This window comes from Pseudomonas sp. RIT-PI-AD (assembly GCF_025642785.1).
Lineage (GTDB): Bacteria > Pseudomonadota > Gammaproteobacteria > Pseudomonadales > Pseudomonadaceae > Pseudomonas_T.
The window spans coordinates 1-15,841 of sequence record NZ_JANZKU010000041.1; the positions used below are offsets into that span (position 1 = coordinate 1).

Annotated in this window: 21 protein-coding genes; 1 reads left to right on the forward strand and 20 read right to left on the reverse strand. The window is 54.0% G+C overall.

All coding sequences use genetic code 11. The annotated features are described in order from the left end of the window. Positions 1 to 415: 415 nt before the first annotated feature. From OGL92_RS21185 to OGL92_RS21260, 16 genes are all read right to left on the reverse strand, one after another. A complete protein-coding gene (locus tag OGL92_RS21185) occupies positions 416 to 1,234 on the reverse strand; it encodes a hypothetical protein (protein WP_263147641.1) in 819 nt (272 codons plus the stop codon). Positions 1,235 to 1,446: 212 nt separating this feature from the next. After that, positions 1,447 to 1,689 carry a hypothetical protein gene (locus OGL92_RS21190; protein WP_052157347.1) on the reverse strand — a complete coding sequence of 81 codons (243 nt, stop codon included), beginning with the start codon at positions 1,687 to 1,689 and terminating at the stop codon, positions 1,447 to 1,449. 103 nt (positions 1,690 to 1,792) lie between these two features. Beyond that, positions 1,793 to 2,053 carry a hypothetical protein gene (locus tag OGL92_RS21195; RefSeq protein WP_263147642.1) on the reverse strand — a complete coding sequence of 87 codons (261 nt, stop codon included), beginning with the start codon at positions 2,051 to 2,053 and terminating at the stop codon, positions 1,793 to 1,795. Positions 2,054 to 2,599: 546 nt separating this feature from the next. After that, entirely contained in the window at positions 2,600 to 3,508 is a 909-nt protein-coding gene (locus OGL92_RS21200; RefSeq protein ID WP_263147646.1) for a hypothetical protein, read from the reverse strand. After that, complete coding sequence (locus OGL92_RS21205) at positions 3,505 to 4,275, reverse strand: lytic transglycosylase domain-containing protein (RefSeq protein ID WP_263147648.1); 771 nt, start codon at positions 4,273 to 4,275, stop codon at positions 3,505 to 3,507. The genes OGL92_RS21200 and OGL92_RS21205 overlap by 4 nt, the downstream gene beginning before the upstream one ends. Next, complete coding sequence (locus OGL92_RS21210; RefSeq protein WP_263147651.1) at positions 4,247 to 4,441, reverse strand: hypothetical protein; 195 nt, start codon at positions 4,439 to 4,441, stop codon at positions 4,247 to 4,249. Before OGL92_RS21210 ends, OGL92_RS21205 begins: the two co-directional genes overlap by 29 nt. Continuing rightward, complete coding sequence (locus OGL92_RS21215; RefSeq protein WP_263147653.1) at positions 4,438 to 4,806, reverse strand: hypothetical protein; 369 nt, start codon at positions 4,804 to 4,806, stop codon at positions 4,438 to 4,440. Before OGL92_RS21215 ends, OGL92_RS21210 begins: the two co-directional genes overlap by 4 nt. After that, a complete protein-coding gene (locus OGL92_RS21220; protein ID WP_263147658.1) occupies positions 4,787 to 6,226 on the reverse strand; it encodes a TrbI/VirB10 family protein in 1,440 nt (479 codons plus the stop codon). Before OGL92_RS21220 ends, OGL92_RS21215 begins: the two co-directional genes overlap by 20 nt. A 9-nt stretch (positions 6,227 to 6,235) precedes the next feature. Beyond that, the gene (locus OGL92_RS21225) at positions 6,236 to 7,078 is read right to left on the reverse strand and encodes a TrbG/VirB9 family P-type conjugative transfer protein (protein ID WP_263147661.1); all 843 of its coding nucleotides are present in this window, start codon (positions 7,076 to 7,078) and stop codon (positions 6,236 to 6,238) included. Further along, positions 7,078 to 7,836, reverse strand: coding sequence for a hypothetical protein (locus OGL92_RS21230; RefSeq protein ID WP_263147663.1), 759 nt, complete (start codon positions 7,834 to 7,836; stop codon positions 7,078 to 7,080). Before OGL92_RS21230 ends, OGL92_RS21225 begins: the two co-directional genes overlap by 1 nt. A gap of 9 nt (positions 7,837 to 7,845) precedes the next feature. After that, positions 7,846 to 8,955 (reverse strand): hypothetical protein, encoded by a 1,110-nt coding sequence (locus OGL92_RS21235; protein WP_263147666.1) that lies wholly within the window; start codon positions 8,953 to 8,955, stop codon positions 7,846 to 7,848. Next, positions 8,952 to 9,443: a hypothetical protein gene (locus tag OGL92_RS21240; RefSeq protein WP_263147669.1), complete on the reverse strand. Its 492-nt coding sequence runs from the start codon at positions 9,441 to 9,443 to the stop codon at positions 8,952 to 8,954. Before OGL92_RS21240 ends, OGL92_RS21235 begins: the two co-directional genes overlap by 4 nt. An 8-nt stretch (positions 9,444 to 9,451) precedes the next feature. After that, on the reverse strand, positions 9,452 to 10,300 hold the full coding sequence (locus tag OGL92_RS21245; RefSeq protein ID WP_263147670.1) for a hypothetical protein: 849 nt from the start codon (positions 10,298 to 10,300) through the stop codon (positions 9,452 to 9,454). 2 nt (positions 10,301 to 10,302) lie between these two features. Then, complete coding sequence (locus OGL92_RS21250; protein ID WP_263147672.1) at positions 10,303 to 12,849, reverse strand: hypothetical protein; 2,547 nt, start codon at positions 12,847 to 12,849, stop codon at positions 10,303 to 10,305. Between the two features lie 3 nt (positions 12,850 to 12,852). Next, complete coding sequence (locus OGL92_RS21255) at positions 12,853 to 13,173, reverse strand: hypothetical protein (RefSeq protein ID WP_263147673.1); 321 nt, start codon at positions 13,171 to 13,173, stop codon at positions 12,853 to 12,855. Next, positions 13,167 to 13,541, reverse strand: a complete 375-nt coding sequence (locus OGL92_RS21260; protein WP_263147676.1) for a hypothetical protein — start codon at positions 13,539 to 13,541, stop codon at positions 13,167 to 13,169. Before OGL92_RS21260 ends, OGL92_RS21255 begins: the two co-directional genes overlap by 7 nt. Before the next feature lie 98 nt (positions 13,542 to 13,639). Here OGL92_RS21260 and OGL92_RS21265 point away from each other — a divergent pair, with 98 nt between their 5' ends. Further along, positions 13,640 to 13,876, forward strand: a complete 237-nt coding sequence (locus tag OGL92_RS21265) for a hypothetical protein (protein ID WP_263147678.1) — start codon at positions 13,640 to 13,642, stop codon at positions 13,874 to 13,876. Between the two features lie 327 nt (positions 13,877 to 14,203). Here the strand turns inward: OGL92_RS21265 and OGL92_RS21270 are convergent, their stop codons facing one another. From OGL92_RS21270 to OGL92_RS21285, 4 genes are all read right to left on the reverse strand, one after another. Continuing rightward, positions 14,204 to 14,419: a hypothetical protein gene (locus tag OGL92_RS21270; RefSeq protein WP_263147680.1), complete on the reverse strand. Its 216-nt coding sequence runs from the start codon at positions 14,417 to 14,419 to the stop codon at positions 14,204 to 14,206. Beyond that, positions 14,419 to 14,694, reverse strand: coding sequence for an XRE family transcriptional regulator (locus OGL92_RS21275; RefSeq protein ID WP_263147682.1), 276 nt, complete (start codon positions 14,692 to 14,694; stop codon positions 14,419 to 14,421). The genes OGL92_RS21270 and OGL92_RS21275 overlap by 1 nt, the downstream gene beginning before the upstream one ends. A 33-nt stretch (positions 14,695 to 14,727) precedes the next feature. Then, entirely contained in the window at positions 14,728 to 15,180 is a 453-nt protein-coding gene (gene radC / locus OGL92_RS21280) for a DNA repair protein RadC (RefSeq protein ID WP_263147683.1), read from the reverse strand. A gap of 159 nt (positions 15,181 to 15,339) precedes the next feature. After that, positions 15,340 to 15,756, reverse strand: coding sequence for an antirestriction protein (locus OGL92_RS21285; protein ID WP_263147687.1), 417 nt, complete (start codon positions 15,754 to 15,756; stop codon positions 15,340 to 15,342). Between the last annotated feature and the right edge of the window lie 85 nt (positions 15,757 to 15,841).

Below are 15,841 nucleotides of genomic sequence, written 5' to 3' on the forward strand. Positions count from 1 at the left end.
GTGCTCTTCCCCCCTGCCTCCCGACGCCTCGCGGGCAAGAGCGGGGTTTACAAGGGGCAGCGCCCCTTGGTGTTCGGTCTGCCGTCCAGGGTGCAACCCTGGCCCCCCGGGAGGGGGTGTTCCGTTCCGCGCCGTGCCGTAGGCACGAAGTGCGCGGGCGTCATTTGGGTGGAGCTTGCGACACCCCTCTTCTGATTCTTTTGAAAGCGACCTGATTAAGGACCGACACTTAATTTGAATGATGCCGACACTTAACTTTTTCTTCCCCACGCGCACGTGCTGCGGCGGCGGCCTGGCCGCCGCTCGCTCGGAATTTTGTCTCCTTTGGGGGTGGCCGGCGCCGTGGCGCCGGCATCGCGGGGGGGGAATGCCTTCAGCCGCTGCCGATCAGGCAGGGGGAGGCCCCGGCTGGGGATCAGCCGGCTAGCTTCTTGGTCAGTATCGCTTCTGCCAGTTGTCGGCAGGTCGCGCCGTCCCTGGTGGGGTCTTCCTCCTTCAACGCCATCACCAGGTTGTTGAACATTCGACCATAGGTCTCGGCGTCGACCTGCGACCCTCCAGGCGGCCCGCCTGGGGGAGCACCAATCCGAGGTAGACCGCCCGCGAGGCCCTGACGAACAACCAGCATCCGACCTATCGCCAGAGCGCTCCTAGACCACTGCCCGAGGTTGCCGCCCTGCTTCTTCGCTTTCTTAGCCAGGCGCTCGCTGGCTCTCTGACGCTCGTGCTTCAGCCACTTCAGCAAGCCGAATGCTCCGAACAACAGGCTGTTTACAGCCTTCACCGCCGCCAGGCCCCGGTAGGAACCATCGTTCTGGAGCTGTCGCGGCTGGGAGACTGTCAGGATGTTGCTGAACTTGAGGTCTGCGACAGCGCGCTCGATGCGGCGCAGGCCCATTCCCGTGAATTCAGCCAGGTAATCAAAGGTGAGCGACTGGAAACCCGACGGCCCTGGAACGCCGCACCTGAGCGACGTCAGGTCGGTGTACTCCAGGATCACCCCCATGACCAAGATGCACGCCTCGCGCCGTTCGCTGCGCTGCTGACGCTTGCTGCCGTTGGCTGCGTTCAAGGATGGCAGGCGCGAGGGCGAGCGGTAGTACTGACGCACTTCGTCCTGAAGGCGCTGCAAGATCTTCGGACGATTTTTCAGCGTCGAGGGCTTCACCAGCTCCAGCCGCGGTGCGTCTGGCTGGTGGCCACAGTAGTTGCCGCCGTTATTAACGCGCGGCACATACTTCCTTGTTTCTATCGCCATAACCCCCCGCATAGATGGCGGTGAGCCGGCGATAAATGGCACTTTTCTAACTTGCGCGCAGGCGCAGTGAAAGCCATAATCAGCTCACCCCTAAATGAGCAGGTTTCCTCCGCCAAGATTCGACCTGCTCTTTTCCTTTCCAAAAAGCCCGGTTACCAGCCGGGCTTTTTGGTTTCTGTATTAAGTCTCTACGCTACTTGCAGCCTCACCTCACGAAAGCCAACGCGAGCTGCGTCAGCGCTTACCGATTCCAAGCTCTTGTAGATCTTCTGCCGCGTGGAACGAGCCACGGTCATGTACTCATGCGCGCCATCAGCGCGCTCGACCACTAGCACCCACGCACCCTTTTCCAGGGGAGCCGGAGCGACGATAGCCGCCTTCAGGGCCCCACCTTCAAACAGCTTGCGCATCGCAGACAGGTCCACGGCCATCGCACCCTCTCGTCGTGCTCGATCTGGTAAATCGACTGAAGACTAAGTGCCACGGCATGAAAATGCAAATTCATGAGCATGGATCAGCAATTTCGTGCAGGAATCAGCGCGTTCCAGTCAGCTCGAAATCGTCCGGCAACGTCACGGCGACGCTGCGAAAACCAATCCGCCAAGCGTCCATCATCGCGGCGTTGACACGGTTGTAGACCTTGACCTGGCTGGTCTGAGCAGCCAGCGTGACGGCCACCACCTCACCGCTCTGCTTGGTGACCTTAAGCAACCAGCCATCCCCCTCGGCGGGCTCAACAGTCGCACCAACCAACAGGCCGCCATCGAAAAGCTCTTTCAGAAATGCTAGGCGCACGTTTTTTCCTTACTGATGCTCATCCACAAAAGGCCGGGCCCTGCCCGCCGTTCTCGCCGCCTGCGGCGGGCTTCTCTCCGACCCTAACCCGCTCTCACCCGCGAGGCGTCCAGGAGGTAGGGGGAAGAGCGCCCTACCTCCCCGCCCCTATGGGCTCCTGCTGGCGACACCATATTGAGTGTTTTTACGATTACCCCTTGTCCTTGGGTTCATATATGCGGAGCACTAGGCGACCGCTCACTGCGAGGCCTGGTGTCAGCTCGATGTTGATCCCCCTCCCATCGGCGTTGCTGAATCCCGCGCCTACACGGGTCCAGTGCGTCTTGCGGTCATCCTCGGGGCCGAATTCATGGGCAACCAGGGCGTCGTATCGGATCTTCTGTACAGTCTGTTCGCTTGCCATATGATTAATACCTCGATGGTTGGTAGTTATTAGTCAAGCTCACCATATAGGTCACACTTTGCCTCTGGTGCCCGGATGCCTCAGGCTGCTCACCACTAAGCAGGTGACGCACTCTCTAGGCCAAGGGCGAGAGAGTAGAAATATCAACGTACTTTATCGACAGAGTTGGATATCCTGAAAAAACACTGCGAGGAACAACTGCTAATTACATTCACGTAATACTGTTTACCTGGATCAAGCTGACAAGCGAATCCACCCCAAGAAGAATTTGTAACAGTAGTCCAATGCAGTGCGGAGTCTTGACCGCTGGTAGAAGTGCAACCTGCAGCATAATTAGGCTCCCCTGGCTTCTCTGATATCCAAACAAAACGGTTACCTGTCGAAGCTACCGCCCGCACTGTGCTTATAACACCCCTCGTTCCTTCTGTAGGTGACACCGGGGAACTTGTCCACGGGTTCCCAGCATAGGTGCCCTGCTGAACAGTTGCTCCGGTCCAGGTGAAAACGCCACTTGCGGAGCCGATAACTGTACCTGGGGAAGTTGGCGAAGAGCCGGTGTTTCCAGGTGTTGGTGTTGGTGTTGGTGTTGGTGTTGGTGTTGGTGTTGGTGTTGGTGTTGGTGTTGGTGTTGGTGTTGGTTGGTTTCCAGACTGATTATCGTCGTCCTCTGACGAACCGCCGGACTGAGGCGGATTCGGATAAGTGGGAGTATAGTTGCTACCCGGATATTTAGGACGCTCGGAACTAGCTATCGGATTCTGGCTTGCCATATCACTGGCCTGGGTAAGATACCGTTGTTTGTCAGACTCGCTAACGGAAAATGAAGGTTCTTTTTTACAATATGTCTTAACATTATCATGCGACTTGTAAATCAAAGGCGGCAGCCAGCACTTCTCGTAAACCTTGGGGCACTCGCCACCAGTGAAACCCGTGGTGATGCACATTTTCCAAGCCCCTTGCATCTTGTTCCGATCTTGCCAGTCAAAATCATGCTCTCCTGCAAAGACTACAGCGGGAAGAGTTGCTAGTAATAGAGAAATCTTCATAGTCATCCGTTGTTTACCTCCGCCTGAGCTAAACCCGCCTTGATACGACTAATATATGTTGTGGTTTCTGGAAAGGGTGGGACACCTTTGTATTTTTCAACAACTGTGGGGCCTGCGTTATACGCCGCTAACGCTAAATCTATGCTTTTGAAACGTCCTATGAGCTCGGCTAAATACTGCGTTCCAACGCTAATATTGGATTCTGGATCAAAAGGGTCAATATTGAACTTACGGGATAAGTCGTCCATAAGTTGCATCAGACCCTTAGCACCCTTGGTGCTCACAGCATCTGGATTATAAAGTGACTCTGCAATAATAAGCTGATGTACGAGCTGGGGATTCAGGTTGCGCATTCGCGCATATCTGGTCACCAGCTCAGCATAGGGCGAATCCTCCAGGTCTGCCGATGGCGTACCGTACACGCTGGCATCGCCATTGATCGGTGCCACCTCAATAGCATCGGCAGGCGCGATAGGCTGTGGAGCTGGACGCTTGAAAGCATCGTGCATAGCGTTGATCTGATCCTGTGACCAACTACGGCGCCGGTTCTGCTCCATGAACCCGGAGAACCTGGCCGGAGCAATCGGAGCGGCCCCTGCAGCTGCGCTAGACGCCGCTGCAGCGGGCGTGCGTAGTCCCTCCGGGAAGAGGTATTCGTACAGCTCCGCCGAATCGGTATCATGCTGCTCGACCTCGGCGGCGGCGCTCATTGCGCCGACTAGGCCGAGCGCAAGAGCCAGCGCGTTACTTGGTGAAAACAGGGAGAACGACATAATTCGCTTGCTCCGGTTCGTTATCGAAACCCACGGGGCGCGTCAGGTCGCGGTAGACGACATTGCGACTGGATAGGCTGAAGAAGTCACCGTCTCCAACAACGTTTGTGGAGCTGCAGCCGGTCAGTACAGAAAGAACCGTCAACATGATCAAGACTTTTTTCACGACTTAACCTCCGAAAACGAAATTAGCTTGTTATTCCGATCAATGACAATCCAGTTATCATTGCCGATAAGAATTTGCAGCGCATCGATAATTGGCATTGTCCGGTGAACTTTTGCGATTGGTGGAATCTTTCGTTTATAAATATTGGACGCATCTTTCGGTGCCGGATATACGACTACAAGTTGATAGCCCGTCGGTTCCAACAGGTAGCGCGCGGCATCGCCAACGGTTTTAACGTCCTCTGGATATACCGTTCTCGCATAGAGACTCAGAGGATCGATCGTTACTAGTTGTTCATCTTTTGCCGTTGCGAAAGTTGGGATAAGCGCAAGGACAACCAAGAACTTAATCAACATATTTTGCATAGAGGTCGCTCCAAGGCTCAACATACATTTCTTCTTCCACGATCACGCGGAAAGATTGACCAGGCCGAATAGTTACAGTAGGCACTATGTTTAGATATTTCTGAACTAGCGGGGAAAACTCACGACGGGTATTCTCGCCAACATCACCGGCATAACTTCCCTCTTTATCTCCACTACCGCTATAGCTGGACTCGCTACTGACAATTGCATAAGCCGCCACGCCTAGGAACTGCGCCATGAAATGATAGTCCACTTGGTCCTCAATGGCGCCAACGCCTTCACGGTCAACTGTAGACGCCTTGGTAAAGTCAATTCTATTGCCATTCGGCAATACGCCTTCTTTAACCAAGAAAGCTACGCGATTAGAAATCGCTTCGTTGACATTCCTTGTACGTGCAACACCAATGTTTATTTCTGTGCCCTTGGGGAATAGAACATATTGCCGCGTAGTATCGTAAACATCGTGACTAACTATTGACTGCAGCGAGCCGGTCATGTAGTCGGAAATAGACTTACGCATTAGCGTTGTCGGAATTAACGTTCCTGGTGGAACCTTAATCTTTCCAGCAATATCGGCGTTGTACTTGTTGGATTTGCTATATCCAACAACATCTTGCGGCGCTCGATTGAAGCTGCTGGACACCTGCTGTAGCTGCTGCTTGGCCTGCTCCTGGTCGGGGGCAGTAAGGCCCGAGGCATTTGGCAGACCTGCCGTCCCCTTGGTCGCCAGCTCAGCGCGCAAGCGCTGGGCCTCCTCAATCCGGCGCCGAACTTCGGCCCGCCGCTCTTCTATGCTGGTAGTCTCGTCGAGAGGGCGGTTGAGCGTATCCAGAGACCCCATCAAGTCACGATTTCCGCCTGCAAGCGCCGCGCTGCTTGGCGAATCCATCGCAGGCGCAGTAGCAACCGAGGTAGAAGCGTTAGCACGCTTGCCCAGGTTGCTTTTCGCCAGTCCCCAGCCGCTTTGCGCACTCTGCAATGCACGTAGCTTCTCGCGCTGTTCCCACTGACGCATAGCCTTCTCGGCAGCCGACTGTGTAGGCTCGCGCCCCTGTTGACCTTCCGTAGCGGATACACCGCTGCTTGCTTCTTTCCCGCCTTGCACGAGCTTGTTAAACGACTCTTCAAGCGGGCTCTGCCCTTCGCCGTTGCCGGCATCCTGTGCAGCACGGTTTGGTCGGCGGTTCGCCACTAATTGGTTGAACTGGTCTTCACGATCACCCGTTTGGCTGGCCTGTTCGACCTTGGCCGTCTCGGTCTTAGGCTGAGCTTTGCCGCCCATCTTAGAAAAAATATTGATGAGCGTGAGCACAAACAGCAGCGCGAGAACAATGCCAAAGGCAATGCCTAGCCATAGCTGCAACTTACGCCGGTACGTTGCAGGCTGTTCGTCAATACGTGGTGCGGCTTCTGTGGTCATGTTGCCCCCTTAGAATTCGCCGTTGGTGCGGCCATCTGCGCGGGCAATACTGATCTTCGCATCATCCACCCGGAGAGTGAACTTCGGATAAATGCCGGAAATTACGTACATGCCATAAGCATCATCGTACTTAGTCGGAACAGTGGCGTTCTTCTCGCCAACTTCAGTTTCAACAGACAGCAATCCACGGTTTGGCTGGAACAGGCGGATGTAAGTGAATCGGCCATCATCGTAAACATCGGAAATCAGGCCCTGAGCTGCGAAACCCTTGCCTTGATCCCAGCTGTAGCGGGTGTATACGTGATACCGGAAGCGCCGTAGCGCCTCCATGACGGCTTTACGCCTTTCGTCCTCGGCATCACGACGGAGCTGCTGCAGCTGTTGTTGCATGGCGGCTACTTGGGCATTAGCCGCAGCCGTCCCTTGGGTCGTGAGAGATGACTGTTGGCCTAGAGCTGTGCGTGCCCCCGAACTGAAGAACATGCCATCGGCTACAACCTTAACGCACACATCATTCTGTGCACTGTCTTCGACGCGGTTAGCTACGATGTCGTAGGCGTTGCCGTCGGCCGTCCAAGCGCGAATTACGGCTTTCTTGCCCTGCTCTTCCCGGCTATTGGGTTTGATCATCACCTGGTTGGCGGCGCCCTCAGCGTTCCATAGATCGGAGCTGCCCACGGGATCCGTGATGTTGTCGGCCGGTAGCTCAACCCTAGTGCCGAGGTTGAGTGCGCTGTTGATTTGAATAACGCTGTCTGACTTCCAGTGAATTACCCGGCAAGTAGATGCCTGAGCATTCATAGCAATCATCAGCAGCACCGGAACGGTGATAGCGGAAATTTTGGTTTTCATTATCTGGCCTCTGCACTGGGGTCTTCAATCAGTTCGGCTTGCACAATCTCAACACCAACGGGGTTTACGCGAAGCCAACTCTTCTTCTTGCTCGTCAGCTCTTTCTTTGGCAGCAAACGCCATTGCGCGCGAAGAATTAATTTTTCGGTACCGTTTTGCTTAACTAGACCGGTCGCCGTCTTTGTGATCCTGGTAAAATAGATATTCGAGCGAATAACTTCCTCATTCTTCTTATCGAAGAGCGCAGGAATCTTGTCGTAGTGGTCTGAGAAACCCCATTCGATTTCAATGCGATCTGAGTTCTTGTTGGTTGAAATGTCAGCCGCTTTTTGAGCTGCATTAAATCCGCCAGGCTGGGTGCTCACGAAGTCGTTGTACATGGGCTGGGACATAAATACACCCGCCATGCCGAAGTCTCGCCTGATAGTTTCCGGCTGCTGGCCATAGCGCGACTTGATGTAGGTCTCGAACGCCTGATCGATAGTGGAGCGGAAATATAGCTGCTCGTCATCTGGCATGAAGTTATCAACATCAGAAGTCCCGTCAGGATAGAGCTTCACATAGACCAATTCAGTATTGTTTTCGGCTTTCTTAAAACCATACCAGGCAAATGCAATTGCGAGAATAACAGCAAATACCTGGAAGAGGCACAGCACAAACCAGCGATTCCGCTCAGCGCGCAGTTGTGCATTTTGCTTAGGTTTATCGGTTTGGGCCTGGACTTTCTGAAGTTCGGCGTCATCCAATTGTGCGTTCATAACGCCTCCTTACTTAAGGACCTTTCGGATGGCTATATTGGTTGCTTTGCCCAAGCCTCCGCTCAAATTTCCCACTCCACCCCCAATCATCGAGGCGAATGAAAATGACGACAGGATGAACAAAATTGCCACCACCAACATGGCCGATGTATCAAAAAGCACATACATATTCTCTTTGGCAATCTGAACAACTTGCGCCGGATCGCCGTAGTCACCAGAGAAACTTACTCCAAGCGATTCAAGAATTCCTTTTATGGTAATCGCCGCAACAACCATAGTTGCTTTCAGCATAATTAGTAAAAATACGAATCCGCAGAAGAATTTGAACCAACCATCGAACAGGGGGCGCGTCATTGGCAATAAAAGGAACGGCACGAATATCAGGCCCGTGATCTTTGCCAGTGCATATCCGAACTCAGCCCACATTGCCGCCAGCCAAAAAACAACATCGAGCAGCGCGCAGGCAACCGTCCACTGCACTGTATAAAGAATCAATTTTATCGAGTCGAAAAGATCCAGGTCATCGATAACCACAGCGCCAGTTGCTTTATGGATCCATTGCGACAGAAAGAAATTGTCGGTATTTCCCACCAGGTATTGTTGATAACCGTTAGAGAGCCCGACGCCAACACCCCAAATAGCTTCGGTGAATTTGTTGTAGCTGGCCATCAACCCCATTGTTATGAAGAGATAACAAAGCGCCTCAAGATGGGAAGCTGCATTAAACCCTTCAAAAATGAAATTAACGAACTCAATGAAAAGCAACAGGAATGCCAGGGCCAAGAACATCATCCAAGACCAAGTATAAATATCATTATTGGTATCTTGCATAATGCCGTTGACGAAGGCCGCCAATGCACCGTTGAAGATTCCTCGCATGTTATCGGAGAGACCTGCCTCGGCCGGTTGAATGAGCACCAGAGGCATCAGGAAGACGACCAGCAGGCCCCCAATTAGGAACAGTGAGCGGCGCTGCTTAGGCTGCAGTTGCTGCAAAGGCGAAGGCGGTAGCGCCCCCTCCCCTCGCGCCATCAGTCGGGCGACTCGAGTACCATGCCAGGCGATAGTCATGACGGCTAGGGCGCTCAGCGCTACTAGCAGGCTCAGGATCGAAATCATTCGTCACCTCCCTTACCGAGAGGGCAGCGGCGCACGATATTCGCCGTTTGATAGCCCTTGCATTCCATGAACCATGGATCGTCCTGAGACTGGCGCACTCCAAGGATGTTGGTCTGGATCCACCACCCCTCTTCGGCAATCGCTTTCTGACTAGCCGGACCAGCGCGGCGAGCGCTGAAGTAGCCACCTCTAGGCGCAGCCTCCCACTCCTTGCGTAACTTGATCAGGGCCGCCTCAGCTTGTGATTTGCCCATGCCGGCGTAATGCTTTCTGGCATAAGTTTCGGAGCCACGAACCGGGAAACGCTCGTTGGCTTTGGTTGTGAACTCGGTAACGCACTTGTCACGCTCACCGACAGTTGAAAAACCCTTCTTCTGGCAGACTCTTATGCCGTCCTTGATCATCTTCTCACGGGCAGCATCAGTTTCATCTGCGATAGCAACACACGAAACAAGTAAGGTTAAAAGCATTGCAATAAAACGTTTCATAATGAACCTCAATAATTCACAAGGGGCGATTCATTAATAACGATGGGCTGGGTCTGACGCGCCTTAACTTCATTCAAAGTTGCTTTACGCCCTACGTTTTGGTTGGAGAAGTAGTGTGACTCCAACTGATTGGAATATTGAAGCTGCGCATTGCTAATAGCGCTTTGTTGTTGCAGCGCTTCAATAACAAGTTCGTTCTGCTCGGCCATCACTTGCAGCGTTGCCAAATGATCTTCCGAGCCCAGGCTTGCCCGTTTACTGGAAACTTCGCCATAACGCCCCATCTGTACTTCTAATTCGTCGTCCATATCCTGGACGAACATGCTTTGGCCGACCGCCAACTGCTCGCGGGCATAGCTCTGGCGGGCTGTCTCAGTAATGTGCTGCAGGGAGCTCGAGTCGTAGCCAAGCGATGCCAGGTCGTCTTCTATATCGCTCAACCGCTGAGCCCGTGGAAAGAGGGTTTCCAGCTCGCGATTGATCTTCGCCCAGCGGTCAGAGTCGAAGTCAGGTTTCATGCCTGGATAGGTGTTGATGACACTTCCATATTTCGCATAGATCTGCTGCCACTGTCGATTAGAAATGCGACTCTTCAAGCCCTCCATCTGCCGCAGCATGTGATCATACTCGGTCATCGTCTGTTCATAGAGCTTGATTGCTTCGGCCAACTGGCTCTCGTTGAGCGCGGTTTGTGCCATCAATTCGGCGTACTGCTGCAGCTGGTTGATATAGTCCGTAACAGACTGAGCAATAGCGGCAATATCCACGGTCGGGAAACCGCTTGCAGCTACTGGCCCCGGCGCGATGCCCATAACAACAGCAGCAATAGCGGCTCGCAGAGTTACTTTGATATTCATCGTTACTCTCCCTTAAAAATGCGGCTGACCATCTGCTTAACTGCCTCATCAATATCGCTTGGATATTGCTCGAGCATTTGCTTGACAATAACTGCCTCAGTTGGGCGACTGGTAGCAATTACGTATTCTTCAGATGCAACATTGATGTTTACCGTTTTGGAAATACCAACTTCACGCTGAATGATGTATGCCTGTTTGCGCGGAGTGAGCGAGGCGATGGCCTCACATTCACCGTCCTTGAGCTGGAAGGTTTGCTTGTATAAGTCCCTATCCATTTCCTGGTCGGGCATGAATATCCAGGTGGATGCAGAGCTACGTAAAGTATTCCATTCCGGAATATTTTTATAATGCTCAGGGCTTTGAGTCCAGAACCCCATCCCACCGAAGTGCTTGAACCAAGTACGCGCTTTTGCAACTGCACGCTCTACGGAGCCTGGGATACCGAAAATGTATTGGGCTTCGTCAATTTCCAGGAACTTAGGGACGCTGCGGTATTTTTGATCCTCAAAGAGCCGGATAACACGGTAGAAAATTTCATTCATTACCAGCTGGGCCAGCTCGGGCATGTCCTTCACCCCGGCCAAGTTGTATACGGCCAGCCGCTTATCTATTTGGCCAATACCATCGACCTTGTTGTCGAAGAGGTTTCCGTACATGCCACCACGTACCCAGCGGCTCAGCTTCTGCTTCAGGCCCTGAGCGCAGTGATGAGACAGCGAACTCATATTCTGCATGTGTGGCGGAAGGTGGAGAACCGCCTGCAGGGCGCGATCAAGGTCACGTTGCTCATGGGCATCTAGACTGCGTAACGCTTCGCTATCGTTCAGCTTAAGCATGATGCGGATTTGCGAAAGCATGTGGTGGGTGAAATGCGCGTCGTCCACACCACACGCTGCCACGAACGGATTGAACCCGCGATCAGTTTCCGGATTCTCGATGCGGAAAATACCCCCGTCTTCTTTGAAGAACATGGCTAGAGGCTCGTCGCCCGGATCTACGCCGATGGACTGGTAAAGTGAGCCCAGCCCCTCGCCATTGCCGTACTTCATAAAGTGGCCGGCCATGACGTTCTTAGTGAACGACTTACCTGAACGGGTCGGGCCAACGCCTAGGACTAAGCACTTATCACCAATGAATGGTGTGTAGTGGAATGGCGAGCCATCGTCGCTCTCCATGATGTAAACCGCTTCTTCCCGCCTCGCTCCCCACGTCTTGATGCCTTCGCTGCTCTTGAACACAAGCGCAGTTGCGCCAGCCTGGGAGGTTGTGAACTCGGAACTGCGAAAGCAACGATTTGGATAACCAGGCAACAGCATCGGGAAAAGGTCAATCTGCCCAGCGCTCTCCCACACCGGATGGAAGCCGCTCTGCGTCAACGCGGTGGTCATCTGACGACATGTCTGCCGAAGCTTGGCCGGGTCGCGGTCGAAGACCACAACGTGCGAATGGAAATGGCCATAGCGATCAGGGGTATTCGCCGCCTCTTCCAGCTCCTGAACCTTTTTCTTGAGGATCCCGCTGTCGTTGATCTTCCGCTCAATTTCTGAGCTGACATCCACCCCCTTCATCATCGCCGACAGCTTCATTTGGCTGCGGTGCAGCTCGTTCTCTTTGCCGGTCAGCATCAACGCCTTCTGTAGTGCTGTAAGCGGGCTGAAGCGCGTCATAACCAGATAGTTACCGTGCTGCAGGATTGGCTTAACGTCCCCCCTCCCCCACATGCCCTCTGGAACATGCTCGGCGCCATAGCCCACCATCGACGCGATGCGAGCATAAACGGGCTCCGCCCCTTCAACCTTCAGGCACTCCAAGCCATCGATGTTGACCGGATAAACATCGCCATCCGCCAACAGCCGATCCCAATCGTCGCCCGGAATAGCCTCGTCCAGCCCACTATCCAGGTACTCGGGCCGCAAGTTCACCAGGGCACGAAAGAGCGCCCACTGCTCCCGCACCCCCAGCCGTTGGTTGGACGCGGAGAGTATCTGCAGCTTGGCGTCAAGATCTTCCAGAGAGCTATCCAGAAGGTCGCATTGGCGGCGCAGCTCGTCTTGTTCAACCAACCAAGCTCCCCAATTGCTCAGCTTAGCCGCCAGAAGCTCCCGCGATTTACGCTCGAAAGGTGCCGAAAACAGCGCCTTGAGGGTGCCGGTGGCTAGCACCTTGTTGATGTTCTCCGTGGTAGGAACATCGAGTAGCCAAAACAAACGCCCGCAACTGAGGTTGCGATTGTTGTTGAGGAAGTCCATGCGTCGCTTCGACAGCATGTTGCTTCGCGGGTTATCGCGCTCCTGGAGCGCAACCTTAGCTCCCTCGAAATGCCAGTAATACTGCGAAATAACTAAGTCCTGGTTCAGGGTCTGGAGCAAGTTGCGCAGCAGCAAGGAAGCCTTTTCTAAGTCCCCCTCACTCAACCCCTTTGGATCGATACCGGACAACTCTAGGCCGCCGATAAGACCGCCTGCATGCGACAGGGTGAAGTCTCGCCATGTACCAGCGAGCCAGAGGGCTTCGTTGAACGGGGTGCCTATTCGTGCTGCTTCGCCCATGACCTAAAACCCCTGATACCAAGTCAACAGCAGCGCCAGGTTAAACAGCGCGATACCACCGACGCAGATACGGGCGATCCAAGCAACTGCCTGAGAGCCCGATTTGGGCGCTACCACCCACAAACCAATACCGGCAGCAGCGGAAATGAAGACGATGAAAAGAACACCCGGCCCACCAACGAAGTCGACCAGCGCCTGCATTAATCCGGCAAAGGCGGCCAGGGGGCCGTCACCGGGAGAGCCCAGGTCAACGTCGTTGTTCACAGCCAAGGCCAACGGTGATAGGAAGAGGCCGGCGAACAGCCAGAAAACGCGGTTCAGCATTTGGAGCTCCTTTTCGTGATGGTGGTTACTTGCAAGCTGCCGTCTGCACGGCGAGACAGAAGCAGCACACGGCGCCGAGTGCTGCGACTGACGGTGAGCCTGGCTGCCGCAAAGAGGCTGCGCAGCCAGACGATGTAGGCTTCGGGATCTTCCTTATGGACGAGGTAGACGGGAATCAGGACCAGCAGGCCCATGACTAGGCTAGAGCCAAGGCCGAGATAGATAGGCAGATAGACGCAGAAGACGACAGCAGCGAAGGCCACCAGGAACAGCGTTCCGATGAAAACGCGCGCCGGAATACCAAGAATCATGTCGCGCTGAGTGAACACCGCTTTATTTTTAAGGTTGGGGTTTCTATGCTCGCCCATTTATCAACGACTCCTTGTCCAGAAATGTATAGAGATATGCGCATAAATATACACATATCTAGAGCTATGGCAATGCCTAGCTCTACCGGTGTCACTGCATGAGCAGATCAACGCCGACGAACATCACGCTCCCAGGACTGGTCTTGGAAGAAACGGATAAACAATTGGTGGAGCCCATACAGTCCGAACGGTTTTTCGGACGACCATCGCGCTCGATGGTGATTCGGGCCTTGCTTGAAATCGCACTTGAGAACGGCGACCGCTTCGATCCGCAGAAACCTCGTGATTACGAGACTCTAAAGGCCGAGCTACGCCGGATCCTGACGGGGACTTAACCTGGCATCGTCCGTTGATGCCTAACGACTAGCGGGGAAGAACTTACCCCGCCAAGTCGTGCTCGCCAAGCCCTTCCATGTCAAAAAACCTAAATGTGCAACTTTCTTCACACATTCAGAGAGGCTTTAGCTAAAGGATTGACTGATCATAAGAGAAAATCGGCTGCCCTGCGTGAGCTATTCGCCATACAGGATGTGGTCAGCAGCCGACTCAGGGTCGTTTTCCATGCTATTCGAGGTTGCCGATCGTTAGGATCGCGCCCGCCACGATGTAAAGCGGCGATTTGTGAGGCTGTTTCTTGGTCAGCCTCATGGCAGCGATTTCCTCTACTTCAACGCTTTGTTCAGACCGTCACGCAGACAGTGCGCCTGATCCTGGTAAATCTCGGAGCGTTCCAGGACTTGGCCGCTAGCATTTGTCACCTGCCAAACGCAGTCCCCGGAAAAAACCTCGTCAACCAGCAGTTCAAGAATCCGGCTCTCGTCAACTTGAACGCTAAAAACCAGTTCCAAGCCCTCTACGTCTTCCTGTTCAATACTCATCAATTAGCCTCGCTGACCATGTAGCTGATGCCGGCACGCTGGCACAACATCACCCAGCAGCTGTAGGCAATCTCTTCCTCTGCGGTAGTCCAGCGGTTGACTTGGCGGCGCGATACCCCGAGGAAGTCACCGGCAGAGCGTGGATCCAGACCAGCCATTTGCAGTACTTGCCGCACTTCCGATGCAGTCGGTGCCTCCCACCCGTCAGCGAATAAACGAAAGCAGCTTTCGCGAACATACGTGGTCCGCACCTGGTAGGTTCCTTGAGTCTCCATAGTTTTCTCCAGACGTATAAAAGCGGTGGGCTGCTAAAGCAGCCCACGCTCTGCGAAGGAAAAATAACCGCTATGACTGACCACCATATGGTCAATCAAGCGAACCTCAACAAGAGACAATGCGTCCTGAAGCTTCACAGTGATACTTCGATCTGCTTGAGAAGGCTCCACGCACCCGCTTGGATGGTTATGTACGGCTATCGCTGCGGCGGCGTTGCAGGCTAGAGCCTCCTGCACCACGACGCGCGGATAGACGTTGACACTGGCGAGAGAGCCGTGGAATAGGCTCTTATAGGTTAACACCCGATGCCTGATATCTAGGAAAATCATCCCGAAGTGCTCATTGCGCTCCGACCCCAATAGCAGCCGAAGATAGCAGCGCACAGCCTCAGGCGTATCTAGGGCTGCTTTCCCCTGTAGCTTGCGCTCCAGGATCTCCAGCGCCTGAGCAATGATGCCCCGTTCCTCATCGGTAACGTCTTGCATGCGGAATTCTCCGTTTGTGACGCCGAGCCATTCGCCCGGCGCAGGCAGTATAGCTCGCTAAAGCCACTTGCAATAATCCAACTGTCTGCCCCGTTCCGCCGGGGCGGTGCAAGCTGATATCTTCCTCAGTTGGCCCGGCTCGCGCCGGGCCTGGCTGCCTCAATCGATGATGTGGGCGATAGTATTCCACTCCGCATGCTCACGCGCGAACGCGAGTAACCAATGGTAGTGATCGGCTAAGCTATCGGTCTGGTAGCGCGCCCATACGCGATTAATCGCAAAAAGGCAGGCAACGATGCCGGAGGCATCAGCACTCAGCTCCCCCTCATTACCGCTTCCCTGGCTCAACAGGATGAAGCGTTCAGGAGAGGTAGGCGCCATATAGAAGCCGCCATTCGACAGCTCGTAGAACTCCCAGTAGCCGCCCTGATAGGCGCTGGACAGCTCGCTCATTACATCCATGACGGCATGCTCAACGACCATCATCAAACGGCCGAAATGACGCGGAAGGGTAATCAGGCGAGAGCGCTCGGAAACACGGCAAGAAGAAACAGCAGTCGATTTTTGCAAAGTCATGTCGGAATTCTCCGGATAGGGGTCGAACCATTCGTCCAACCTACGGGCCTATTTTACACTGCTCTAACCTGCCGATCAATGATTA

Bases quoted from the DNA above. Each gene is read 5' to 3' on its own strand.
- OGL92_RS21255 (WP_263147673.1), bottom strand. From the start codon at position 13,173: ATGCTGAACCGCGTTTTCTGGCTGTTCGCCGGCCTCTTCCTATCACCG.
- OGL92_RS21265 (WP_263147678.1), top strand. From the start codon at position 13,640: ATGAGCAGATCAACGCCGACGAACATCACGCTCCCAGGACTGGTCTTG.
- OGL92_RS21230 (WP_263147663.1), bottom strand. From the start codon at position 7,836: ATGAACGCACAATTGGATGACGCCGAACTTCAGAAAGTCCAGGCCCAA.
- OGL92_RS21245 (WP_263147670.1), bottom strand. From the start codon at position 10,300: ATGAATATCAAAGTAACTCTGCGAGCCGCTATTGCTGCTGTTGTTATG.
- OGL92_RS21205 (WP_263147648.1), bottom strand. From the start codon at position 4,275: ATGTCGTTCTCCCTGTTTTCACCAAGTAACGCGCTGGCTCTTGCGCTC.
- OGL92_RS21285 (WP_263147687.1), bottom strand. From the start codon at position 15,756: ATGACTTTGCAAAAATCGACTGCTGTTTCTTCTTGCCGTGTTTCCGAG.
- OGL92_RS21200 (WP_263147646.1), bottom strand. From the start codon at position 3,508: ATGACTATGAAGATTTCTCTATTACTAGCAACTCTTCCCGCTGTAGTC.
- OGL92_RS21270 (WP_263147680.1), bottom strand. From the start codon at position 14,419: ATGAGTATTGAACAGGAAGACGTAGAGGGCTTGGAACTGGTTTTTAGC.
- OGL92_RS21275 (WP_263147682.1), bottom strand. From the start codon at position 14,694: ATGGAGACTCAAGGAACCTACCAGGTGCGGACCACGTATGTTCGCGAA.
- OGL92_RS21220 (WP_263147658.1), bottom strand. From the start codon at position 6,226: ATGACCACAGAAGCCGCACCACGTATTGACGAACAGCCTGCAACGTAC.
- OGL92_RS21215 (WP_263147653.1), bottom strand. From the start codon at position 4,806: ATGCAAAATATGTTGATTAAGTTCTTGGTTGTCCTTGCGCTTATCCCA.
- radC (WP_263147683.1), bottom strand. From the start codon at position 15,180: ATGCAAGACGTTACCGATGAGGAACGGGGCATCATTGCTCAGGCGCTG.
- OGL92_RS21260 (WP_263147676.1), bottom strand. From the start codon at position 13,541: ATGGGCGAGCATAGAAACCCCAACCTTAAAAATAAAGCGGTGTTCACT.
- OGL92_RS21190 (WP_052157347.1), bottom strand. From the start codon at position 1,689: ATGGCCGTGGACCTGTCTGCGATGCGCAAGCTGTTTGAAGGTGGGGCC.
- OGL92_RS21240 (WP_263147669.1), bottom strand. From the start codon at position 9,443: ATGAAACGTTTTATTGCAATGCTTTTAACCTTACTTGTTTCGTGTGTT.
- OGL92_RS21225 (WP_263147661.1), bottom strand. From the start codon at position 7,078: ATGAAAACCAAAATTTCCGCTATCACCGTTCCGGTGCTGCTGATGATT.
- OGL92_RS21235 (WP_263147666.1), bottom strand. From the start codon at position 8,955: ATGATTTCGATCCTGAGCCTGCTAGTAGCGCTGAGCGCCCTAGCCGTC.
- OGL92_RS21250 (WP_263147672.1), bottom strand. From the start codon at position 12,849: ATGGGCGAAGCAGCACGAATAGGCACCCCGTTCAACGAAGCCCTCTGG.